Below are 23591 nucleotides of genomic sequence, written 5' to 3' on the forward strand. Positions count from 1 at the left end.
CGTCAGCGGCTGCCCACGTAGGCGCCCTCGCGGGCGGTCAGGTCCTCGGCCCCGGCCCAGGTGACCGTCTCGTCCGCGGTCGGGCCGCCGTCCCGCGCGGGCTCCGGCTCGCCCCCGGCGGCCGCGGGCTTGCGGACCACGCGCAGGGCGAGCAGCAGCACGGCCGCGCCGAAGAGCGCGGCGAACATGATCCACACCGCGCCGACATGCATGGCGTGGACGAACGCGTCGTCGGCGGCGTGCCCGAGCGCGGGCAGGTGGGACGTGGTGGCGACGTGCCGCGCCTGTTCGGCGGACACCCGCGCCTGCTCCCGTACCGCTCCGGGGACACCGTCCAGCGACGGCTCGATCGCGCGTCGGTACACGATCGACATGATCGTGCCGCCGACGGCGATACCGATCACACTGCCGGTCTGCCGCACGGTGTTGGTGACGGCCGACCCGGCACCGGCCCGCTCCGGCGGCAGCGTGCTGATCAGCGCCGCGGTCACCGGGCCGAGCACCATGCCGATGGACAGGCCCTGGACCAGCAGCACGGCCTCGATCCAGACGAGGGGCGTGCCCGGTCCGAAGAGCTCGTACGCGCCCATGGTCAGCGCCGCGACGATCAGCGCCGGCACGGCGACGAGCCGCAGCGACCAGCGGTGCACCAGGCGGGCGCCGACGGGCGCGCCGAAGATCGCGCCGAGCGCGGTCGGGAGGCCGGCCAGGCCCGCCTCGATCGGCGAGTAGCCGCGCACGCCCTGCAGGTAGAACGCGTTGTAGAAGGTGACGGCGGACACGGCGAACAGGAGCAGGCCGAGCGCCACGTTGCCGCCGCCGAACACGCGCTGGGCGAGCAGCCGTGGATCGAAGCTCGGCGTCTTGCTGCGCAGTTCGACGCGGACGAACACGGTCAGCAGGATCAGCCCGACGACGATCGGCGCCCAGACGTCCGTGCGGCCCCAGGCCGCCACCTGACCGGCGCGGATCAGTCCGTAGGCGAGCGCCGCGAGACCGGTGATGGACAGCAGCATCCCGGCCAGGTCCAGCGGTCGCACGACGGGGCTGCGGAAGTTCGGGACCAGCAGGGCGATGCCGATCAGCGCGAGGACCGCGACCGGGACGTTGACCAGGAAGACCGAGCCCCACCAGAAGTGGTCGAGCAGCACACCGGCGAGCACCGGGCCCACGGCCATGCCGACACCGGCGGAGGTCGAGGAGATGGCGATCGCGGTCGACCGCGCCGGGCCGGTGAACGTCCATATGAGGATGGCCATGTTGGCCGGCATGATCAGCGCGCTGCCGACGCCCATCGCCGCCCGCGCGGCGATGAGCTGCCCCGCGTCTCCCGCGTACGCCGCCCACACCGAGGACGCGGCGAAGACCACCAGGCCCGCCGCGAGCACGGCCCGGTGGCCGAAGCGGTCGCCCAGCGCACCCGCGGTGAACATCAAGGTGGCGAAGGCCAGCGTGTACGAGCCGGTGGCCCACTGCAGCTCGGCCGGGCCGGCGTTCAGCCCCCGGACCGGGTCCGCGAGGGTCTCCAGGGTGGTACTCAGGACGGTGTTGTCCAGCCAGATCAGCAGTGAACACACCATGAGAACGGCAAGAACCAACCGCTGCCTGGACTTCGGCAACGTGGATGTAGTCATGAATTCCTTCGGATGCGGTCTTGGAAAATCCGACGAACGGACCGTAGACAACCATCGGGCGTATGTCAATTCCCCGGCGGCCGGTAACGGCCGGCGATTTTCCGGCGCACCCGGGGGCATGCCGCCAGGTGTTCTGTCAATTCTTGAAGATGTGAGCGGACCGGCGGTTCAGTGCGCCCCCCGAGGGCATATCGCCGAGCGCCCTGTCAATCTCTGATCCTGTTTTGACTTCGCGTTGATTCCGTGCCCACCCCCTGGCCCGCCTCTGTCCCGCCCCGCGTCCCCGCGTCGTGCGCCGCACCGGCAACGGGGCACGCTGGTGAGGTGCCGTGCGGCCGCTCCCGGAGCCCGTCCTGGGGCCGCCGGGAGCGGCAGAGAACTCAGACGGCCATCCCGATCTTTTCCGCCTATCGGTTCAGCAGGCCGAAATCTCTTCCCGGCCTATTTTCTGAATGGCGGGATTAAAATTCACCCGGTTCAATGGAATGTACATGCTTCGAGAGACGGAGAATAACCCGACAAAGCAATGGTTCAACGAGAGCGGCAATTATGTCTCGGACATTCTCTCGGCGTGCTCATTGAGGTGATCTCATCCACTTCGAAAACCGTCTCCTAGCATAGAAGTCGTCGAGATCACCTCACTGGTCTCCGTTCTCCATGTCCGGGCGACAACCCACGATCCCTTGACGACCCGCCACGATCCTTGACTTCCCGGCATCGGGGATAAACCTGGGATCGGGCCCACGGCATCACATGACGCGCCGGCGCCGTACCGCGACGCGCCCTCGGCGTGCCGGCGTCTTTCGCCTCTTCGGCGGCTCGTCTGATCAAACGGGCATTTGCTCGCAGCGAGCCTCGAACGCGCTCAGGAATTGGCACGCACCACCTGGTCGTACCTCAGCGCGGCCGGCGGCTGGGGAGCATGGCCAGGGCCTGGGAGCGCTGCGCGACAAGCTCGTCGTAGGTGCCGTCGCGCTCGGCCCAGCGGTGCATGTGGACGCCCTTCACGAGGATTTCGTGAGGGGTGGGGTCCTCCGAGAGCAGTTGCATGACCTCGGTGGCGAAGTCGTCGAGCGGTAGCGCGTGCGGGTTCACCTTTTCCTGGCCCGCTGTGGCGACGGCCGGGGGGACGAGCTCGACGACGCCGACGCCGGTGCCCTCGAGCTGCGCGCGCAGCGCCTCGCTGTAGGCGTGCACGGCGGCCTTCGAGGCGGCGTAGGTGGGCATGGGCGGGAACGGCAGGAAGGCGATGCCGGAGGTCACGGTGATGAAGGTGCCGGCGCCCCGCCGGACCAGATGCGGGGTGAAGGCGTCGATGACCCGGATGGTGCCGACCAGGTTGGTGTCGATCGTCGTCTCCGCCACCTCGAAGTGCGCGGGGTCGCGCAGGTCCTCCAGGAGCATGACGCCCGACATCGTCACCACGGTGTCCAGCTCGGGGTACCGGGCGAGCACGGCGTCACGGGCGGACGCGACGGAGGCACCGTCGGTGACGTCGATACCGAACGTGCCGAACCCTTCTTCGGCGAGTTCCGTCAGTGCCTCCGGGCTGCGGCCGCCGACGGCCACGGTGCTGCCCGCCGCGGCGAAACGCCGGGCCAGCTCTCGCCCGATACCTGAGGTTCCGCCGACGATGAGAACGGTGCGGTTTGAGAGATCCACGGGATCTTCCCTTCGGTCCAGGGCGCCGACGGCGTTCAGGCTCGCGGCGCGGACAGTGATGGTCTCTGTCTCGTCCGAGACAGTGCTACCGGAGTCTCCACGGCACACGCCGGAGGTGGGAGGGCCCCCGTCTTCCCTGGTCCTGCCAGGGCCCCCTCTGAGACACGGGCACCGCACTACGGTGGTGGTATGAAGGATGAGGAATCCGGCAACCGGCTCGGCAGCTACCTGCGTGCCCGGCGTGCGCTGGTCTCCCCGGCGCAAGCAGGACTCCCGCCCGGCGGCAACCGCCGCGTGCCCGGACTGCGCCGTGAGGAAGTCGCCCTGCTCGCCGGAATCAGTGCCGACTACTACCTGCGCCTGGAACGGGGCCGTGACAAGAACCCTTCGCCCCAGGTCCTCGAATCACTCGCGCGCGTCCTGCAGCTCGACGACATCGAGCGGACGTATCTGCTCGGCCTCGCGGCGGCACGCCCCACGTCGCCGCGCCGCAAGCGGCCCGAGCGCGTACCGGCTCGGGTGTACGAGCTGCTCGCCCATCTTCAGATCCCCGCGTTCGTCGAAGGGCGCGCGTTCGATGTCCTGGCCTCCAACCCCATGGCCGTCGCGCTCTCCCCCCGCCTGCGCCCCGGCCAGAACCGGCTGCGTTCTCTCCTCCTCGATCCCGAGGAACAAGCCTTCCACCAGGACTGGACGAAAGCCACCGCCGATTTCGTCGCCGCCCTTCGCACCACCATCGGGGACGACACCGACGACCCCCGGTTCGTCGAGCTCGTCGGAGAACTCGCACTGTCCAGTCAGCGGTTCCGTACCCTCTGGGCCCGCCACGATGTCCGCAGCCTCGACGGAGGCACGACCACGGTCCACCACCCCGTCGTCGGTGAACTACGCCTCCACCGGGACAAACTGCCCATCGACGATGTCATCCTCGTCGTCTACTACCCCGACAAGGACAGTGACAGCGACGAGAAACTGCGGCTCCTCGCCGCGCTCTCGCACACCGAGTCCGCCGGCATGGCGCACGACAGGCCGGCGGACGACCCGCACTCGAAGACACCCTGACGAACGCGCGTCGTCCCCGCTGCCGTCAGCTGGACGTGGTTTGCACAGCGATCTGTCCGGCGGGGTCCTGGTCGGCCGGGCCGGCTTGCGGGCGCGCGTTGCGCAGTGCGGCCTCGACGCGGCGATTGCCGGTCATGGTCGCGGTGACGGCGGTCATGGTGAGCAGGAGGCCGGCGGCGGCGTAGAGCGGGGTGCGCAGGTCGTAGGTGGTGGCCAGCCAGCCGCCGAGGAAGGCGCCGAAGGGGGCGGCGCACATGGCGAGCATGCGGGAGGTGGAGGCGACGCGGCCCATCAGGTGGGCCGGGACGATGGCCTGCCGGAGGGAGGGGCCGAGCACCATGGTGGCGCCCATGCCCGCCCCGCAGACGGCGAGCGCGAGCCCGGCCACGTACGGGTCCGGGGCGGAGGCCAGCCCCAGGATGGCGAGGCCCTCGACCGTGGCGGTGCAGGTCAGCGCGGTGCCGGTGCCCAGGCGCCGGCCGAGGAAGGAGGCGATGCCCGCGCCGAGCAGGCCGCCGGTGGCCTCGGCGGTGAGGAGCAGACCGAAGCCGAAGGCGCCGACGCCGAGACGTTCGCGGGCGAACAGGGCCAGGACGGTCTCCACGGCGAGGAAGGCGATGTTCCCGACCGCCGGACGGAGCGCGAGCCCGAGCAGCAGCCGGTCCTGGAAGACGTAGGAGGCCCCGGCCCGCGCCTGCCGGAGCAGCGAATCGCGGGCGCTTGCGGCCGGGCGCGGCACGGCGGGCAGCGACCGGACGAGCAGCGCGGACAGCGCGAACGACACCGCGTCGGCGAGCAGCGGAACCGAACGTCCGAGCGCGAGCAGCGCACTGCCCGCAGGTGGCCCGGCGAAGCCGGACGCCGCGGTCTGGGCGCCGCGCAGGCGGGCGTTGGCGCGCTCCAGGAGCGCGGGGTCGCGGCCGAGCAGATCCGGCAGGTACGCCGTGGCGGCCGTGTCGAAGAACAGCCCGCCGAGGGCGAGCAGGAACGCGAGGGCCGCCAGCAGCGGGATGCTCAGCACGTCGAGCGCCGCCGCCGCAGCGAGTACGGCGAGCAGCGCCGCACGCGCGGCGTCCGTGCCCCACATCGTGCGGCGGCGGTCCCAGCGGTCCACCAGCGCACCGCCGAGCACTCCGAACAGCAGCCAGGGCAGTGTCCCGGCGGCCGTGACGACGGCCAGCGCCATCGGATCCCGGGTCAACGTCACCGCCAGCAGCGGCAGCGCGGCATGCGTCACGCCGTCACCGAGCGAGGACACCGTCTGCGCGCTCCACAGCCGCCCGAAGCCGGCCGGCAGCTTCACCACATCCTTCATCGGATTCGATGTCATCTGGCGTCCTCCTCGACCTGCTGGCGCGAAGCCGGCCGGAACAGCGCGAAGACCAGCGACACGTCGGGAAGCGATGGATCGGACAGCGCCCGGTACTCATCCGCCAGTGCCTGCAGGCGCGCCCCCAGCTCCGTGAACTGCTCCTCGGTGAGTCGCAGATGTGCCATTCGTACGTGCCGCTCACCATCCACCGGCGACGCCTCCAGGTCCGCCACCGCATTCCGCAGCAGCACGTCCGGCTGCCCCGGCCCTGGATCCGGCAGCTCGATCGACCGCGCGGCCATCGCGTAGTACCGCTCGGTGACCCCTCTCACTTTCCGCGTCCCCACCACCTTCACCAGGCCGGCCCGCTCGAGCAGTCGCACGTGATAGCTGGAACTCCCCTTCGCGAGGCCCATCCGCTGGGCGATCTGCGTGATCGTCGCCGGTTCGAAGCGGAGCACGGCCATGATCCGGTGGCGCGTGAGATTGGAGACGGCGCGTAGCTGCTCCTCAGTGGTGACATGAAACGTCTCAGGGAGATCATCGGTAGGCATGCGGACAATGGTCAACGATTCTTGACCATTGCGCAAGGGGTTCAGGCCCAGCGATATGGCGCTGATCTAACGGATCCATCCCGAGCCAGGGCGGCCTGGGCGACGACACGCCGGACCGTCCCGGCCCTGCCGCCGTCCGGCGGCTCCATCAGTCGTCGTCTTCGTCCCGTTCGCGGCCGCCGTCCGCCGTGACCGTGTCGAGATGGGTGATGAGCCGCCTGACGCCGGGGGTCGCGACGAACAGCCCGTGCTGCTCGGCGTCGGCGAGCTTGTGCAGGACGTCACGGATGCGCCCGGTGGCGTCCTTGCGCGCCTTGTGCCCCTTGCCGTTGCCCGCGCCCTTGCCGTACGTGAGCCGCACCCGCGCCTCGGCGATCTTGCGCTGCACGTCGTCACCGACGCGCGGGTCGAGCCGGCCCTGCGTGATCGACAGTCGCAGCGCGCGGGACAACTGGCCGAGCAGGACGTTCGGATCGTCGGAAAGGACGCTCTGCTCGCCGGCGGTGGCCGTGGGCGACGGCCGCGACGACGGACGTGCGGAGGTCGGCGCGGACGACGACGGCGCCACCACCGGCCGCCCGGGCGGGACGGCGGTCTCCGAACCCATCGTTCTCACGGCGAACGTCACGACCGCGGCGACGAGGGCCACCACGACGACGCCCACCACGGCCAGCAGAGGTAGCCGCTTGCCGCTCCGTACCTGGTCCCAGAGGGCCGAGGTCCGTAAGCGGTCGAGCCAGACCTCGATCACCGACCGGTGCACGGCCGTCACCGCCGTCTCCGCGCCTCCTGCCTGCGGCATCAGGCGGGTCGACGCCGCCCCGCCCTCGGGGCTCGGGCGCGGGACGAAGGTCGTGGGCGAGGCGTGCGACGACGTGACGGGGCCGGTGGGCGAGGGTGAGGTGGCCTGCGGCTGCCACGACAAGCCGGACGAGCCGTCCTGCCCCTGCGGCGGCCAGGAAGCGTGCGGATGCGACGAGGTGCGCGACGGCGTCGGATACCTGCTGGACGGCGACGACGTGACGTACGCCCCGGCCGGCTCGGACGGAAGCGCCCCGGTGTCCGCGCCGAAGGGCTGCGGCGACACCAGCGGGATCGAGGGTGCCGGCGAGGCCTGGGACATCGGCGATGCGATGGACATCCAGGGCTCGGCCGATATCGGGTCCGCGCCGGACGCCGGCGGACGCGTGGCGGGCACGGAAGCGGACGGATCCTGGGGCCGCGCCGCCGCGGGTGCCGACCAGCCCTGGTAGAGCCCTTCCGGGACGACCGGCGGCCCCGCCGCCCCGGACGGCGGCTGCGGCGTCGACGGCGCCGCCGAGACGTAGGGCCTCTGCGGCGTCGACGGCGGCGTCGACACGGAGGGCATCGGCGGCATGGCCGATATCGGAGGCATCGAGGGCGTGCCCGTGATCGGAGACGCCGGGGACATCGGCGGCGCGGCGGACGCGGGCGGCATCCGCGGCAGGGGCGGCATCTGCGGCAGGGGGTCGGCCCCGCCGGGCGTCATCCCCGGGGACACGGACGCCGTCAGGAGCCACTGCGCCACCTGCTCGGCGCTCGGGCGGGTGAGAGGGTCCTTGGCCAGCAGGCGCATCAGGAGGTCGTCGAGCCCGGGCGGCACGCCGGCGCGCAGGTGGCGCGGCGGCGCCGGCGCGATCTGGACGTGCTGGTAGAGCAGCGCCGCCGAGGTGTCGGCCTGGAACGGCGGGCAGCCGACGAGCAGTTCGTACAGCACGCAGCCCAGCGAGTAGATGTCCGACGCGGGACCCGCGTCCCGGCCGAGGGCCCGTTCGGGGGCGAGGTAGGAGCTCGTCCCCACGATGAGACCGGTGCCGGTGAGCGCCGCCGTCGCCTGGTCGGCCAGCCGGGCGATGCCGAAGTCGACGACCTTCACGGTGCCGTCGGCGGTCAGCAGCAGGTTGCCCGGCTTGATGTCACGGTGGATCACACCCTGCCGGTGGGCGGCGGCCAGGCCGGCGGCCGTCTGGGCCCCGATGTTGATCACTTCGTCGGGCGGGAGCGGCCCGGTGACGGCCAGATGATGGGCCAGGCTCTGCCCCTTGATCATCTCCATGATGAGGAACAGGCGGCCGTCGGCCTCGCCGAAGTCGTGGACGGCCACCACGTTGGCGTGGTTCAGCCGGGCCGTGGCCTGCGCCTCCTGCCGGAACCGCGCCGCGGCCGAGGAGTCGAGCACCCCGGCGAGCAGCAACTTCACCGCGACAGGACGGTCGAGGATCTCGTCCCAGGCCTGCCATACCTCGCCCATGCCGCCGCGGCCGAGAGGCTCGTCCAGCCGGTACCGAGCCGCGAGCAGCACGCCAGGAGCCTTCCTCGTCGACAGCCGGGACCGGTCTCACCGCGGCGCCGCGCCGAGCAGGCCCGCCACGACGCCATAGAGACCACATCGTGACGATTGGAGCCGCCACCGCCTCCAGAATACCGATCCCCAACGAACCGAGCCCGTCACCCGCGAATCGGGCATGACAAGCCGCCGCTACTTGCCCGGCTTGGGCGGGACCTCATCTCTCACCGATTGGTCGTGCGGCGGTTCTTCGTGACAGGTCTCGCCCTCGGTCACCAGGAGACGGGCAGGCGGTGCACGCCGTAGATCGTCATGTCCGTGCGCATGGGCACCTCCTCTGACGGCACGGCCAGCCGCAGGTGGGGGAATCGGTCGAACAGCGCCCGGTACGCCATGCGCATCTCGACCCTGGCGAGCTGGTGGCCCAGGCACTGGTGGATGCCGTGACCGAGGGCCAGGTGCCCGGCTTGGGCGGGTTTGGTGACGTCGAGCGTCTCGGGGTCGTCGAAGCGTCGGGGGTCGCGGTTGGCGGCGGGGATGGAGGGCGTCACCACCTGGCCCTTTCTGATCGTCCGCCCGGTGATCTCGACGTCCTCCAGCGCGGCCCGCAGCGGCCCGAGGTGGGCGACGGACAGGTGACGCAGCAGTTCCTCGACCGCGCCGTCCCACAGGGACGGGTCCGCGCGCAGGGCGGCGAGCTGGCTCGGGTGCTCCAGCAGCGCGAACGTGCCCAGTCCGAGCATGGAGGCCGTGGTCTCGTGGCCGGCGACCAGGAGGAGCATCGCCATGCCCGTGATCTCCTCGGCGCTTAACTCACCGTCCGCGACCAGGCCGCTGAGCAGGTCGTCCGCCGGCTGGGCGCGTTCGGCGCCGACGAGCTCGTACAGGTAGCCGAACAGGGACGTCATCGCCGTGGTGACCTCCTGTTTGGTGGACCCGACGCGCAGCGCGGTGGCGGAATCGCGCTGCTCGGCGTCCCAGAAGCAGGCCGTCGGCGTAGGCGACCAGGTCGCCGGCCCACAGGTCGGCATCGCGGATGCCGGAAGCGTCCAGCAGCCCGGTGACCAGGTCGCGCAGGTGGGCGCGGTTGGCCACGAGCACCTGGCGCAGTTCCGGGCGCCGAGTGGCCTCCAGCGAGAGCTCGTACCTGGCCAGCTGGCGGTCGCGGCTGGTCGTGAGCCACTCCCCGACGAGCCAGGCCACCGCCTCGACCAGGCCTTCCCGCCCGCCCGCGGACACCTGCAGCCGCCGCCTCAGCGCAGCGACCTCGGCGGCGGTGTGCTCGGCCAGGCGTTCGACCGCGGCCTGGAGCAGTGCCTGCCGGGTGCGGAAGTAATACGACGTGGAGCCTTCCGGCAGGCCTGCCGCCCGATCTACGGCGCGGTGGGTCAGGCCGCGCATGCCTTTCGCGGCGAGGAGCCCGATCGCCACGTCGGCGATCTCCTGTCGTCTGGACACCGGCCGAGTGTAGCGGCGTTCCGCCGCCCGCCCGCTGACGCGGCGAGTGAGGCTCCTCCTCGTCGAGGCCTGCCAGGGTCACCGACCACCGGGCAGGCGAACCCTTCCTCAGCTGTAGACGGCGGAGCTCCCGTAGAGCTTGTTGGTGAAGGCCGAGATGTAGGAGGCCGTGTTCGACGCGGTGAGGTTGTAGGTGAGGAAGACGCCGTACCCCTCTCTGACCGTGCGCGCGGCGAGGTTCGCGGCGGTGTACGAACTGGTCCCGGTGAACGACACGGCGGCCGGGGAGAGACGGGACTTGGAGCTCGGGCCGTTCGGCACCGACCAGGTGCCGTACCAGGGGTTCCAGGCGTAGTCGAAGGTGTTGTTGATGCTCACTCCGTTGTAGGTCAGGCGATCCGCGGCCGGACCGATGTCGTACAGCGTGATGAGCTTGTTCGGCAGCTTCTGGCGCAGGGCCGAGACCAGGTAGACGAACGAGAAGGCGTTCGGCTGACCGGTGCCGTTGTTGCCGTACTCGGCGTACTCGTCGTCGAAGTCGATGCCGTCGAGTCCGTACGTCGTCACCGCGTCGGCCAGCTCCTGGGCGAAGGCGTCAGCGGCCTGCCGGGAGGGGAAGTTCGCGAAGCCGGCGCCCTGGTGGTTGCCGAGGATGGACAGCAGGACCTTGATGCCCTTCTGCTGCAGCGGCCGGACCTCGGTCGCCACGTTGTCGAGCACCCGCTGCACGTTCTCGTTGAAGTACAGGTAGGCGTTCGTGCCGTCGTAGTTGATGTTGGCCGCGAAGATGACCGCGATGTCGAACACCTGCGCACCGCCCCTGGCGAGCGTGTACCTGGCGGCGTTCGTCATGCTCTCGCTGTTGACCTCGATGTAGACGACCGAGATCGGTCCGGCCTTGGCGCCTGCGCGGCGCTCGGCGTGCGCCGTGGTGGGCAACGCGACACCGACGGTGGTCGCGGCCAGGGCCGACAGCAGGGTCCTTCTCCGCATCAGCGGTGCACTCATCGAACGGCTCCTCATCACTGGGGGGTGGGTTGCTATAGCGCTTAAGTTCGGATGATCACCTGGCAGCGAAGCGTGCGAGGGGTTGGAGATAAATCGGTATAGTGCCTCGATCATCGGCAGCTCGGGGCCCGCTGTCAAGGTGTCGTCAGCCCAGGGCGACGATCCCGGTCCGACCGGCCACGTCCCTCACTTCCCCCTACATCTCGGCCTTGGCGCCACCCGCCTTCGAGCCCTAGTCCCATACGCAGCGCCACGCCGCCGACAGGCGCGACTCCGTCCATCACCTCGCCGACTCTGCGGCCGGCGTGCTCACGCGCGTGAACGGCCGCCGGGACTTCCGTGTCGGCGCGCCTCAGGAGGCCGGAACGGCGCGACACATCTGAGAAGCGGGCGTTCCTGGCGGCTTGATAAATGGGGTGGTCCTCCATATCGTAGCGGGCAATAACCGGGGGGCTACCCCATTTAGGGGATGGCCCCTCCACCGCATGGACGTGAGGGAGAGACCGTGACACCGACGAACAAGACCGTCGTGGTGGTCGGAGCGACCGGCTTGCAGGGCGGGGCCGTGACACGCCACCTGCTCCGAGGCGGCTGGCGGGTGCGTGCGCTCACCCGCGACCCGGACGGGGCGCGGGCCCGGGCGCTGGCGCGGGCCGGCGCCCAGGTCGCGCGGGTGCGGATGGAGGACGTCGATTCCCTGACCGCCGCAGCCGAGGGTTCCTGGGGGCTGTTCAGCGTTCAGCCCACGGTCGGCCAGCCCGGCACCGCACCGGACTTCACCGCCGAGGACGAGGTGCGCTGGGGCGTCAACGTCGCCGAGGCCGCGCACGCCGCCGGCGTCGGGCACCTGGTGTTCACCTCGGTCGCCGGCGCGGAGCGTCATCTCGGCGAGAAGGTGCCGGTGAACCTGGTCAGCAAGTGGCGGATCGAGCAGCACATCACCCGCCTCGGCCTGCCCGCGACGATCCTGCGGCCTGTCTCGTTCATGGAGAACTTCACCGGCGGCTACGCGCTGCGGAACGGCACCCTGTCCACCGGGATCGCACCGGACACCCCCCAGCAGCTCATGGCCGTCGACGACGTCGGCTTCATCACCGAGCTGGCGTTCAGCCACCCCGAGGAGTGGATCGGCCGGGCGGTATCCCTGGCCGCCGACGAGCTCACGCCGGTCCAGGTCGCCGCGGCCATCGGCGAAGCGCTCGGGATGGCGCTGCCCTATGTCCCGATCCCGATCGAGGCGATCCGGCAGGTCAGTGAGGACTTCGCCTATGCCAACGAATGGCTCAACGAACGCGGCTACCGCGCCGACATCGCCGCCACCCTACGGATCCACCCCGCCGCGATGGACTTCTCCACCTGGCTGGAACGCACCGGCGCCGCCCAGATCTCGGCGTTCCTGGACTCCGCGCGCACCCCGGGCCAGGGCGCGTGAGCACCCACACACCCGGCCTCGGACGCGTCGGGGCGCGGCGACTCACCCGCCTGGGCCGTCCGGCCCGGCCGTCGCGCGGAGCGGTGGGCGCTCCAGGAGCCCCTGCGCATTGTCGCCCGTTTCATGGGGTGAGAAGATTGAGTAGTCATGTCGATGGACATAGCCGTCATCCTTCGCGATCAACCAGGTGAGCTGGCCCGGCTGGGGGAGGTCACCGGCGGGTGCGGCGTGAACATCAAAGGTCTGGCGGCGTTCACCGGTGAGGGCAGCGGAGTGGTCCATCTGCTGGTGGACGACGAGGCGGCTTCCAGGTGCCGGGAGGCGCTCGAGAGCGCCGGCATGGGAGTGGCCGAGGAGCGACCGGTGCTGGTGGTCGACCTGGAAGATCGTCCCGGCACTCTCGGCGAGGTGGCGAGGCAACTCGCCGACGCCAACGTCGACATCGACCTCGCCTACACGACCTTCGGCGGCGTGAAGATGGTCATCGCGACCGATGACCTCGAAAGCGCGCAGGCCGCCCTCGCCTGGCCCGGCGAAGGTCCTCCGGCCGACACCCCCAACATCTGGGACCAAGCCGGCTGACCCCACCCACCGCCGGCTCCGGTTCAGGGGAGCGGTCAGGCGGCCGTGGGGGCGTCGGCCCGGTCGGCGGAGGGCGTTTGGGGGAACTCGGCGGTGAGGCTGAACCGGTCCGGGCCGTCGCGGACGAGGAGGCGGCCGCCGGCTTCCTCGGCTCGTGAGCGCAGGTTGGCCAGGCCGGTGCCGATGCGTTCGCCGCTGACGGGGCGGACGCCGTCGTTGGCGACCCGAAGTCGGTAGATGTCGCCGTCGTCGGATGCTTCGATGGTGCAGACGCGGGCGTGTGAGTGGCGGACGATGTTGGTGACGGCCTCACGCAGCACGATCGCCAGGACGCCGCCGAGGCCGGGCGGGACGGGCGTGGTGAGGTCGACGCGCGCCTCGATCCCGGCGGCGGCGAGCATCGAGCGGGCCGCGGTCACCTCCTCGTCCAGGCGCAGGTCGGCCCGTTCCCCGGTGATCGATCGCAGGGACGCCAGGGCGTGCTCGGCGAGCCCGTTCAGCTCGGTGAGCTGCGCTCGGCCCGCGTCGGGGTCGGCGGCCATCACCCGTCCGGCCAGTTCGCCCTTCAGCACCAGTGCCGACAGCTGGAAGCCCAGCAGGTCGTGCACGTCTCTGGCGATCCGCAGCCGCTCCTTCACCACCGCCAGCCGGCTCACCTCGCGGCGCGCGTCGTCCAGCCGTGCCAGAACGACGGGCAGCGCGCACAGCGCGTAGACCGGGACGAGGAACGCGGCTGCGGACATGAAGGCGTTCACCTGATGGGGCAGCGTCGCCCACGACCAGGCGATCTCCACCGCGCCGAGGAGAAGGAGCACCGCGGTGATCCATGACCAGGGCGGTCGCAGTTGGTACAGCACGACGCCCCCGACCAGCGAGGCATAGGACGGCGGGACGGCCGGGCCGACGACGATCAGTGCCAGGATCAGCAGGACGATCTGCAGCGGCACGGTCACCTGCCACGCCCGTGGCGGTTCCCCGCCCGGACGCGGGAAGACGTGCCGGAGCTGCAGGAGGGAGATGGGCGGGAGGAGCACGGCCGCGGCCAGCATCTGCGCGGGTGTCAGGAAACCTGTTCCGTTCTCCGCGCTGTGCCTGACGTTGAGGGCGGAGGTGACCAGGTGGTCGACCTCGATCAGCAGCAGCACGGCGAAGGCCAGCCAGGGGGCCGCGCCGACCGGGCCGGGCGGCCATGGCCTGCCGCGCTTTCTGCCGAGCGGCACGTGCGCCTCGACCGCCGAGCCGATGTCGAGCCGCCCGCCGAGGTCGGCGATCTCCACGGCCGTCTCCCGCAGCGCGTCGGCCAGTCCGTGCGTCCACTGCTGGGTGGGCTCGTCGGGCGGTGGCCCGGTGAAGGTCACCCGCAGGCGCGCTGAAGCGTCGATGTGGATCCGGCACTGTTCGGGGGTGCCGCCTCGCAGGACGGTGACGACGGTGCGGCGCAGTACGGCCGCCAGCGCCGCGTCGGCCGCGGCCGGGAGCGTGACCGGCACGGCGCGGACCGTGACCGTGGTTCCGGCCGCCCGCAGGACCGTCCGCGCCGCCTCGACCTCCGCTGTCAGCGACCGGTCCCGGTAGTCGTCGGCGACCGAGCGCACATCGCTCAGCGCCGCACGCGCGGTGCGCGTGGCGTCGGCGAGGCGGGCCGGGTCCAGGTCCGTGGCGGCCCGGCGTAGCGCGACCAGGACCTGTGTGAGGCGGCCGCCCAGGGCCGCGCCCAGACCGCGGGCGATCCGCAGCCGTTCCCTGGCGACCTCCAGTTCGGCCGCCTCGGCACGGGTGTGCTGGAGGTCCTGGGCGAGCTGGGCCAGCCGTGCGACGGCGAAGAAGGCGAGCGCGACGGTGCTGGTGGCTATGATCATCCACGCCGTGTCGTCCCAGTTCAGACCGAGCGCCTTCTTGGTCAGGGCCTCACCCAGTGCCACGCATCCCGCCAGGAGCCAGGACCTCCGGCCGGTGAAGATGAGCAGCATCGAGGCCGTGGGAAGGGCGGCGTACGGGCCCCAGGGAGGGCCGTACACGAAGGTGAGACCGTAGGCGATCACCACCTGGACCAGGACGGCGCACAGGCGCGCCCATCGGGGCAGGCGGCGCAGCACGATCGCGAACTGCAGACCGCCGGCCAGGGTGAACGCGAGCGCTCCCAGTGCCAGCTCACGGGTGTGCATCTCCTGGGCGAGGGGCGGGCCGGGCGGCAGGAAGAGGATCAGCTGCAGGGCCTTGTAGGCGCACCACAGGCCGATGCCGGCGAGGAGCAGCGCCGTGAAACGCCGTGGCGGCAGGAACTCATGGACCACGCCGACCTCCTCTCCAAGAACCACCCGAAACCCGAATTATGCAGATTCCATAAGCCTGATGTGCATTCTGCACGTCTCGCCGGGCGCGCGCTGCCGAAGGGCCGGTATCCCAACCTGCCGCGACGAGCCCGGCCCTCGCCTGGGAGCGTCGCGCGGCCGTGCGGAGGACCGGGGCAGGCCCGCATGCGGCCCGAGGGGCGAGGTAGAGGATTCCCGCTCACGATGGGCCCGATCACGGATCACGGAGCCGCACGTCAGACGTCTGCCAGGGGCACCCCGAGGTCGCCCCCGCCCTCGCGGGGACGACCCGCGGCGGCGGGCCCGGGTCTACCCGGGCCCGCCGATCCACCACCTCGCCGTCATCTCGGAGGAGCCGCGCGCACGTACGTGCTCGACCCGCACGGCCTGCGCACCGAGGCGGCCTGACACCCCGGCCCCTGCCGGTTCACCCGCTGGACCGGTGGGGGGCCAGGAAGCCCGCCACCACACGCCGCACCTTGTCCGCGGCCCCGCCGTCCCCGAGGCGTAGTGCCGTGTTCGCGGCCGTGAGGACCGCGTCGATCTGGAACGCGCCCAGGTCCGCGTCCACCTCGCCGATCTCGCCCGCCTCGGCGGCGTGCCGTAGCTCGGTGGCGATGAGGGCGAGCCACTCCCGGTGCTGGCGCAGCAGCGCGTCGCGCACCGGCCCCGGCCGGCTGTCGAAATCGGGCAGGTTGGCCGCCCAGAAGCAGCCGCCCGCGAACAGCGGCGTCTCCGCGTAGGCGATCCACCGCTCCGTGAGCGCGCGCAGTCGTCCGGCCCCGCCCGGCACGGCGGACGCGGGCCGCACGACCGCTTCATGGAACGCCTCGCGGGCCGCCTCCACCGCGGCGAGCTGCAGCTTCTCCTTCGTCCCGAAGAGGGTCGCGACGCCGCTCTTGCTGATCCCCAGGTCCGTGGCCAGCCGGCCGATACTGAGCCCGTTGAGCCCCTCCAGCGACGCCACGTCCACCGCGTGCCGGGCGATCGCCTGCCGGCTGCGCGCCCCGCGCAGGAGGCGCTGGTCGGAGGTTCCGGCGCCCGGGTCCGTGCGGGCGGCCGCCCGTTGCCCTAGCTCGTCCATGATCCCCATCTTCTCATTTGCCAATAAGTACGAACGATCGTACGTTAACTTCGTGACTTCACCCAAGAGCCCTCCCCTGCCGCGTGCCGCCGGTGCCGCCGCCGTGCCGTGGGGCGCCATCGCCGTCGCCATGGTCGGCGCGTTCATGTCCGTACTCGACTCGTTCATCGTCATCGTCGCGGGCCCGGCCATGCAGGCCGACCTCGCCGTCTCCGACGGTGAGCTGCAGTGGATCCTGGCCGGATACCAGCTCACCTACGCGGTGTTCCTCATCACCGGAGGCCGCCTCGGCGACCTGCTCGGCCGCAAGCGCGCCTTCGTCACCGGCATGGCGCTGTTCACGCTGGCCTCGGTCGCGTGCGCGCTCTCGCAGGCGGCGGCCCCCCTCATCGTGGCCCGCCTCGTCCAGGGGCTCGGCGCCGCGCTGATGTTGCCTCAGGTGTACGCGGTCATCGCCGTGCTGGTGCCCGAGCGGGATCGGCACCGCGCGTTCGGGGTGCTCGGGGTCGTCCTCGGGCTGGCCACGATCGGCGGCCAGCTCATCGGCGGCCTGCTGATCGGCGCCGACCTGTTCGGCTCGGGCTGGCGGCCGGTGTTCTGGATCAACGTGCCGATCGGGGTCGCCGCGATCCTGCTCGCGGCCCGGTGGCTGCCCGAGTCCCGGGCGGCGCTGGCCCGCCGGCTCGACCTGCCGGGTGTCGCGGTGCTCAGCGTCGCGCTGTTCCTGCTGGCCTTCCCGCTCATCCAGGGCCAGCAGGCCGGCTGGCCCTGGTGGACGTGGGCCTGCCTGGCCGCGAGCGTGCCCGCGTTCGCGCTCTTCGTGGCCGTCGAGCGCAGGATAGGCGAGCGCGGGAAGGATCCGCTGGTGCGGACCTCGCTCTTCCGCACCCGGTCGTTCTCCGTCGGCCTCCTGCTCGTCCTGACCGTCTACACCGTGATCTCCTCCTACTACCTCGTCCTGTCGATCTCCCTGCAGGACGGGCTCGGCATGACGGCCCTCGGGGCGGGCCTGGTCTACACCCCGGCGGCTGTGACGTTCTTCGTCTTCAGCATGGTCGCGAGCCGCCTCGTCCCCCGGTACGGCCGCCGCGTCCTGCAGACCGGGGCCATCGTGCTCGCCCTCGGGTACGCGGCCACCGCCGCCGCCCTCATCGGCGGCCTGCCCTTCACGCCGGGGGTCATCATCCCGACCCTCATGCTGCAGAGCGTCGGCGGCGGGCTGATCATCACGCCGTCGCTCAACGCGGTCCTGGCCAGGATCAGCCCGGAGGACGCGGGCATCGCCTCCGGGGTGTTGTCGACCGCCCAGCAGATCGGCGCCGCACTGGGCGTCGCGATCATCGGGGTCGTGTACTTCGGCTCCCTCAGCGCCTCCGCCGCCGACAGGGCCGCGGCGGCGGGCCACGCGTTCGCGATGTCGTCGATCTTCACGTTCGCCGCCGCGGCGGTGGCGGTCGTCCTGGTACGCCTGCTTCCGGCCGGCAGGCCCACCACCGGCGGCACGGACTGAACCCCGGTGGATTGAGCCGGACCGGCACACCGGGAGCCTGGACCGCTTCACTCACGCCACCGGCGAGCAGCCGCGCGCTCCGGAGCCGAAGCGCAACCGATTAGGTGCTCGACCGCCACGGTTTCCGCACCGTGGCGGTCGGCAGCCGTAGAAGGAGATGCCGGATCTCGCCGTTGTGAGGTCCGCATGCGCTTGCGTCCAGCCCCGTCATGCGACATAGTTGGTTTTATCAAACCAACCATTCTGGGACGGTGTGAGGATGGAACAAGCGTCGGCCGGCAACGACGGCCCGTCTCGCCCGCGGCGTGAGGCCGTCGACGGAGTGGCGGCAGCGCTGGCCACGGTGGGCAACTGGATGTTCTCTCCGGCCACGCGGCGTAAGATCATGGCCTCCTCCGGCCTGGAGCTGTCATTGGGGGACTACACCCTGCTGGCCCAGGTGTCGCTGCACGCGCCGGTGCGGCTGTCGGTATTGGCGGAGCAGATGGAGGTGGACAAGTCCACCCTGTCACCTCCGGCCAAACGCCTGGAGTCCCGCGGATTCATCGAACGCCGGCCCGATCCGGCCGACGCCCGGGCACAACTGGTGAGCGTCACACGGGCCGGGAAGCTCGCCATCAGCGAACTCTGGAAGGCGCGCGCGGCCGCCGTCGCCGCCCTGCTGGCGGACTGGGAGGCGGCTGACGTCGAGCGACTCGCCGCGAGCCTCGGCGCGCTCAGCGAAGCCATCAAGAAAGGACAATGAGCCCATCGCGGTTCTGTAGCCGTCCGTACCGGGACGGGTGACCGCGGCCACGTAGAAGTCCGGCGCCGCCGCCGCTCCACACCCTCTCGCGTGGCATCGTGCTGCCGCACGCCGCCTGCCGTCCTCGCGATGTCGCCGCACTTCCATCCGCGGCGGCTGACTTCCATCCACCTGGGCCAGGGCTGCCGTAGTCCCCGCCGGCCCCGGTTCTCGCGCGCCCGGACAGACGCGGCCGTCCGCGTTTCCGTCGTCGCGCGCACCCAACACTGCTTTCCACCAAGGAAGTGATGTCACATGCGTGCCGTTCTGCTGCACGAATTCGGGCCACCGGCCCAACTGCGCGTCGCGGACGTGCCCACACCGAGGCCGGCGGAGGGCGAGGTCGCGGTGCAAGTGGCCGTGGTCGGCGTCCAGTTCCTGGAGACGCAGGTCCGCGCGGGAACGATGCGCGGCGCGCTCGGCGGCGCGCCTCTGCCGGTGATCCTCGGCAAGGAGATCGCCGGACTGGTCGCCGAGGTCGGTCCCGGCGTCGACACCGCCCTGGTCGGCGCGCGGGTCCTGGCCGGCACCACGGGCTTGGGCGGGTACGCCGAGACCGCCGTCGTCCCCGCCGGCACCCTCATCCCGGTCGACGAGGGCATCGGCCTGCCCGAGGCCGTCGCCCTGTACCGGTACGGCGTCACGGCCCAGGGCCTGATCAGGGCGGCCCGCGTGACCGCCGGTGACCGGGTGCTCGTGCTGGCGGCCGCGGGTGCCGTCGGCACGATCCTGGTGCAGTTGCTCAAGCGGGCCGGGGCGACGGTCGTCGCGGCGGCGCGCGGGGAGCACAAGCTCGCCCTGCTCGGCAAGCTGCGCGCCGACCACGTGGTGGACTACACGCTGCCCCGCTGGACGGACCGGGTTCGTGACGCCGTGGGCGGCTCGGTGGACGTGGTCTTCGACCATGTCGGCGGGGCGCTCGGACGCGAATCGTTCGAGCTGCTCACACCGGGCACCGGACGCCAGATCGCGTTCGGCTTCTCCAGCGGCACGCCGCTGCGGGTCGGGCCCATGGAACTGGTCGGCCGGGGCCTGACCCTGACCGGGTTCAGCGCGGGTCTCATCTGGAGCAGGCCCGCCCTCGCCCGCGACCTGGTGACCGAGGTCCTGGAACTGGCCGCGGCCGGACAGCTCACGCCGGTGATCGGCCAACGCCTCCCGCTGGAGCGCGCGGCCGACGCGCATGCCGCCATCGAGGCGCGCCGCACCGTCGGCAAGACCCTGCTCATCCCCTGACCGAATCCCGAAACGCCCTCCGGTCCCGTCACCGGGACCCACGGGTGAACGTCCAAGTTAGTTTCTGGCAAGGAGTCCACACACCATGTCCTCTTTCCCCACGATCTTCGTGGCCGGTGCCACCGGACTGCTCGGCGGCCGGATCGTCCGATCCCTTCTCGACCAGGGCGCCCCCGTGCGGGCCTTGGTGCGGCCCGGCACCAGCGAGGAGAAGAAGAGTTCGCTGACCGCCCTGCGGGCCGGCGGCTTGGAGCTGGTCGAGGGCGACATCACCGATCCGGCCGAGCGACTGGCCGAAGCCATCGGTGACGCCACGACCGTGATCTCGGCCGTCCAGGGCGGCCCCGAAGTGATCGTGGACGGGCAGGCCAACCTCGTGCGCGCCGCAGAGAAGGCCGGCGCCCAGCGGTTCATCCCATCCGACTTCGCCGTCGATGTGACCAAGCTGGACGACGGCGACAACTTCATGATCGACTGGCGTCGGCAGGCCGCTACCGCGCGGGCCGGCACCCGCCTCGAGGTGCTCTCCGTGCTCAACGGGGCCTTCTACGAGGTGATGACCGGCTTCATGGGGCTCATCGACTGGGAACAGGGCACCCTGTCCCATTGGGGAGACCCCGACCAGCCTCTCGACCTGACCTCGGTGGCCGACACCGCCGCCTACACCGCCGCCGTCGCCCTCGACCCGGCCGCCACCGGCACGCTGCGCTTCGCCGGTGAGGTCATGTCGATGCGCCGGTTCCATGACGCGGTCCAGCGCGGCTCCGGCCGTACCCTGCGGCTGCGCCACCTCGGCACCGCCGACGACCTGCGCGCGGAGATCACCCGTCAGGCGGCGCTCACCCACAACCCGTTCGACTACGTGGCGCTGCAGTACCAGTGGTGCATGGTGAGCGGCAAGGCCAAGTTCGACAGCCTGGACAACGCCAGGTACCCGCAGGTCACACCCCTATCGCTGACCGACTTCGTACGCGCCACCGCCCCCGCGCTCAGCTCGGGGACCGGGAGCACCTCGAACCCGGCGTAGGGGTGCGACGCCGGAGGCCGTGAGCCCGGCCCCCAGCGAACACGCGGGTGATGGCTGATCCTCGCCCCCTGTGGTGGGCGGCGTCCCGCTCCTGGTGAGGGCCGGGGGCGGGACGGGCCAGGCGGACCTCGTGTACCTGGATCGACGTCAGGCCGGCTCGATCGGCGACCATCACGGATCGTTTCTCACGGGAGGTGTCTCTCGGCTCTGGGAGAACAGCAGGCACGTGCTCATGTGGCGTCGGGTTGACTGGTGGCGGAACCGCACCACCGAGAGGGGCATATGGGCGAGCACGACGCCTTCTGGATCGACCACGGCCACGACCGGGAGCTCGCCTCCGACGGCACGAGCCACTATGCCGAATACGTACGGCGCCACGTCGCGGCGTTCGAGGGCTCGTGGGGGGACATCGCGCCGGTCACCTTCGCCTGCGCCGCCTGGCGTCTGGCCACCACGCCCTCGCCGTCCTACGTCCGCCGGCACCGGCGCGTCCTGTCGGCCGCCTGCGACCGCAACCCCTGGGACGGCACGCTGACCGCCCACGTCATGCTCGTGTCGCCGCTGCCCGCCCAGCTGACCACCTCACGCGAGTGGTGGCGCGACCGCGGCTGGCGCGACTGGCCGCAGACCTTCGGCCAGTACCTCGAGCCGACCGACCAGGACCTGAGCCGCACCCCGTTCCTGCGCACCACGCTGCTGATCGACGCCCCGATCCCGCTCGGCGGCCTCCCACCGGCCCCTGAGGGGCCGTCCGACAGCCTGGCCGACACCGCCCACCTGGCGGTGAGCGTCCTGGTACGCGAGCTCAACGACCTCCTCAACCCGATCATCCGCCGCCTCGAAACCGCGCAGACCCCGGGCTGACCGGCCCGGGGGCACCGAGAACGTCGTACCGCTGGTCTAGAGTGCGGCCATCGGGGGTTCGGGGAAGGGAGCCGGTCATGGAGATGGTGCGGGCGGCGCCGGCTCCCGGGCTGCGTCCGCTGATCGCGCACTACCACGGGTACCACGAGCGCGGCGCGCCGCCGGGCCGTCACCGCGGGCTGCCCTCGCCGTACCTCACGCTGATCGTGACCCTCGAGGAGCCCCTCACGGTCACTGCCCATCCCGACCCGGGCCAGTCACCGGGGCGGTACGACGCGTTGGTCGGCGGCCTGCACACCGCGCCCGCCCTGATCACGCACGAGGGCCGGCAGGCGGGGGTGCAGCTCGCGCTGAGCCCGCTCGGCGCGCGGGCGCTGCTCGGGGTGCCCGCCGGTGAGCTGCGCAACCTCGACGTGGACGCCGGCGACCTCCTCGGCCCGGCCGCGCGGGAGCTGCACGGCCGCCTCAACTCGGCCTCCGGCTGGGCCGAGCGCTTCGCCGTCCTCGACGAGTCGCTGCTTCGTCACGCCGATCTCGAACGTGCCGTGCCCGCCGAGGTGGTGCGGGCATGGCGGCTCCTGACATCCTCCGGCGGAGGGCTCACGGTCTCCGAACTCGCCCGCGACGTGGGCTGGAGCAGCCGCCACCTGCGCGCGCGTTTCACCGCCGAGATCGGTCTCACCCCGAAGGCCGCCGCGCGGGTCATCAGGTTCGACCGGGCGCGCCGCCGCCTGCAGAGTCTCACCGCCTCGGCCGGCTCCGGCGGCGTGCGCCACTCGCCGCCACGGGTGACGAGCGGCGCTCCCCCGGCCACGTCCCGGCAGGAGCACGCCGGACGACCCGCCGTCCCCGCGCTGGCCGATCTCGCCGCCGAGTGCGGGTACTACGACCAGGCGCATCTGGCCCGGGAGTTCCGGGACCTCGCGGGGTGCGCGCCCAGCCGGTGGCTGGCGGAGGAGTTCCGATTCGTCCAAGCCGCCGCGCCCGCGTCGCGGGGAGACTCGACGGCATGACGATGACACCAGCACCTCAGGTCTGGCCGACCCTGCGAGCCCACGACGCCCGCGCGCTCATCTCCTTCCTGGTCGACGCGTTCGGCTTCGAGGAGACCGCCGTGTACGGCGAGGGAGACCGGGTCGACCACGCGCAGCTCGACTGGCCGCTGGGCGGCGGCATCATGCTGGGCTCCCGTCCGGAACCCGGCCGCGACGACCCCTGTGCCCGTGAGCCGGGTGGCGCGGGGGCCTATGTGGTCACCGACGAGCCCGACGCCCTGTTCGCCCGCGCCACGTCCGCGGGGGCACAGGTCGTGTACGCACCGCGCGAAACCGACTACGGCTCCCGCGAATTCGCCGTCCGCGACCCCGAAGGCAACCTCTGGTCCTTCGGCACCTACCGCGGCGAACCCCGCAAGGGCTGACCCACCCCGGTCCACCGTCCCACTCATCGGGGCCCACCGGGCCACGCCCAGCGGGGGCCTACCGGGCCGCTCGCCGCACGACGGCGCCGGCTTCGCCGTACAACCTCCCGCCGCCCCGGCGCCGCTGGGATCAGCACCCCAGTGGGGCCGGGAAGGGCACCCGCCGACGGTGTCCCGCAACCAGGGGGGCGGCCCGCCACCGCCATCCGCGCAGCCGGCCCGGTAAGGACACCTACCGACCGGATCCGCGCAGCCGGGGACGCGAAGGACACCCACCGACCGGATCCGCGCAGCCGGGGACGCGAAGGACACCCACCGACCGGATCCGCGCAGCCGGGGACG

At 71.7% G+C, this 23591-nt stretch carries 20 protein-coding genes; 10 read left to right on the forward strand and 10 right to left on the reverse strand.

The window, feature by feature from the left end:
- Window positions 1–2: 2 nt before the first annotated feature.
- Together KIK05_RS39380 and KIK05_RS39385 are read right to left on the reverse strand one after the other, a co-directional pair.
- Window positions 3–1634 carry an MFS transporter gene (locus KIK05_RS39380; RefSeq protein WP_214415977.1) on the reverse strand — a complete coding sequence of 544 codons (1632 nt, stop codon included), beginning with the start codon at window positions 1632–1634 and terminating at the stop codon, window positions 3–5.
- Between the two features lie 897 nt (window positions 1635–2531).
- Window positions 2532–3296, reverse strand: a complete 765-nt coding sequence (locus KIK05_RS39385) for an SDR family oxidoreductase (protein ID WP_214415978.1) — start codon at window positions 3294–3296, stop codon at window positions 2532–2534.
- 189 nt (window positions 3297–3485) lie between these two features.
- Here KIK05_RS39385 and KIK05_RS39390 point away from each other — a divergent pair, with 189 nt between their 5' ends.
- Window positions 3486–4358, forward strand: a complete 873-nt coding sequence (locus KIK05_RS39390; protein WP_214415979.1) for a helix-turn-helix domain-containing protein — start codon at window positions 3486–3488, stop codon at window positions 4356–4358.
- Between the two features lie 25 nt (window positions 4359–4383).
- Here KIK05_RS39390 and KIK05_RS39395 read toward each other — a convergent pair whose 3' ends face one another.
- From KIK05_RS39395 to KIK05_RS39420, 6 genes are all read right to left on the reverse strand, one after another.
- Window positions 4384–5688 carry an MFS transporter gene (locus KIK05_RS39395; protein WP_214415980.1) on the reverse strand — a complete coding sequence of 435 codons (1305 nt, stop codon included), beginning with the start codon at window positions 5686–5688 and terminating at the stop codon, window positions 4384–4386.
- Window positions 5685–6239 carry an ArsR/SmtB family transcription factor gene (locus KIK05_RS39400; protein WP_214415981.1) on the reverse strand — a complete coding sequence of 185 codons (555 nt, stop codon included), beginning with the start codon at window positions 6237–6239 and terminating at the stop codon, window positions 5685–5687. Before KIK05_RS39400 ends, KIK05_RS39395 begins: the two co-directional genes overlap by 4 nt.
- Before the next feature lie 133 nt (window positions 6240–6372).
- Window positions 6373–8547 carry a serine/threonine-protein kinase gene (locus KIK05_RS39405; protein ID WP_214415982.1) on the reverse strand — a complete coding sequence of 725 codons (2175 nt, stop codon included), beginning with the start codon at window positions 8545–8547 and terminating at the stop codon, window positions 6373–6375.
- 257 nt (window positions 8548–8804) lie between these two features.
- Window positions 8805–9440, reverse strand: a complete 636-nt coding sequence (locus KIK05_RS39410) for a cytochrome P450 (RefSeq protein WP_250564198.1) — start codon at window positions 9438–9440, stop codon at window positions 8805–8807.
- A complete protein-coding gene (locus KIK05_RS47625) occupies window positions 9346–9963 on the reverse strand; it encodes a TetR/AcrR family transcriptional regulator (RefSeq protein WP_308250309.1) in 618 nt (205 codons plus the stop codon). The genes KIK05_RS39410 and KIK05_RS47625 overlap by 95 nt, the downstream gene beginning before the upstream one ends.
- A 135-nt stretch (window positions 9964–10098) precedes the next feature.
- On the reverse strand, window positions 10099–10998 hold the full coding sequence (locus tag KIK05_RS39420) for an endo-beta-N-acetylglucosaminidase H (RefSeq protein ID WP_214415984.1): 900 nt from the start codon (window positions 10996–10998) through the stop codon (window positions 10099–10101).
- A 505-nt stretch (window positions 10999–11503) separates the two neighbouring features.
- Here KIK05_RS39420 and KIK05_RS39425 point away from each other — a divergent pair.
- Both KIK05_RS39425 and KIK05_RS39430 read left to right on the forward strand, forming a co-directional pair.
- Window positions 11504–12430, forward strand: coding sequence for an NmrA/HSCARG family protein (locus KIK05_RS39425; RefSeq protein ID WP_214415985.1), 927 nt, complete (start codon window positions 11504–11506; stop codon window positions 12428–12430).
- Between the two features lie 147 nt (window positions 12431–12577).
- Complete coding sequence (locus KIK05_RS39430) at window positions 12578–13012, forward strand: hypothetical protein (RefSeq protein WP_214415986.1); 435 nt, start codon at window positions 12578–12580, stop codon at window positions 13010–13012.
- A 35-nt stretch (window positions 13013–13047) separates the two neighbouring features.
- On the opposite strand, the gene KIK05_RS49210 is transcribed toward KIK05_RS39430, so the two are convergent.
- Both KIK05_RS49210 and KIK05_RS39440 read right to left on the reverse strand, forming a co-directional pair.
- Complete coding sequence (locus KIK05_RS49210) at window positions 13048–15306, reverse strand: sensor histidine kinase (protein WP_214415987.1); 2259 nt, start codon at window positions 15304–15306, stop codon at window positions 13048–13050.
- A gap of 445 nt (window positions 15307–15751) precedes the next feature.
- On the reverse strand, window positions 15752–16408 hold the full coding sequence (locus KIK05_RS39440) for a TetR/AcrR family transcriptional regulator (RefSeq protein WP_214415988.1): 657 nt from the start codon (window positions 16406–16408) through the stop codon (window positions 15752–15754).
- Window positions 16409–16460: 52 nt separating this feature from the next.
- Between KIK05_RS39440 and KIK05_RS39445 the strand changes: the two genes are divergently transcribed.
- From KIK05_RS39445 to KIK05_RS39475, 7 genes are all read left to right on the forward strand, one after another.
- Complete coding sequence (locus KIK05_RS39445) at window positions 16461–17918, forward strand: MFS transporter (RefSeq protein ID WP_214415989.1); 1458 nt, start codon at window positions 16461–16463, stop codon at window positions 17916–17918.
- A 259-nt stretch (window positions 17919–18177) separates the two neighbouring features.
- Window positions 18178–18663: a MarR family winged helix-turn-helix transcriptional regulator gene (locus tag KIK05_RS39450; protein WP_214415990.1), complete on the forward strand. Its 486-nt coding sequence runs from the start codon at window positions 18178–18180 to the stop codon at window positions 18661–18663.
- A 294-nt stretch (window positions 18664–18957) separates the two neighbouring features.
- Window positions 18958–19938, forward strand: a complete 981-nt coding sequence (locus KIK05_RS39455) for a zinc-binding dehydrogenase (RefSeq protein WP_214415991.1) — start codon at window positions 18958–18960, stop codon at window positions 19936–19938.
- 85 nt (window positions 19939–20023) lie between these two features.
- Window positions 20024–20965, forward strand: coding sequence for an NmrA family NAD(P)-binding protein (locus KIK05_RS39460; RefSeq protein WP_214415992.1), 942 nt, complete (start codon window positions 20024–20026; stop codon window positions 20963–20965).
- A 282-nt stretch (window positions 20966–21247) separates the two neighbouring features.
- Entirely contained in the window at window positions 21248–21829 is a 582-nt protein-coding gene (locus tag KIK05_RS39465; RefSeq protein WP_214415993.1) for a hypothetical protein, read from the forward strand.
- A gap of 77 nt (window positions 21830–21906) precedes the next feature.
- Window positions 21907–22842: a helix-turn-helix domain-containing protein gene (locus KIK05_RS39470; protein ID WP_214415994.1), complete on the forward strand. Its 936-nt coding sequence runs from the start codon at window positions 21907–21909 to the stop codon at window positions 22840–22842.
- Entirely contained in the window at window positions 22839–23249 is a 411-nt protein-coding gene (locus KIK05_RS39475) for a VOC family protein (protein ID WP_214415995.1), read from the forward strand. Before KIK05_RS39470 ends, KIK05_RS39475 begins: the two co-directional genes overlap by 4 nt.
- Window positions 23250–23591: the final 342 nt, after the last annotated feature.

Source organism: Sphaerisporangium fuscum, from assembly GCF_018531465.1.
GTDB classification, from domain to species: domain Bacteria; phylum Actinomycetota; class Actinomycetes; order Streptosporangiales; family Streptosporangiaceae; genus Sphaerisporangium; species Sphaerisporangium fuscum.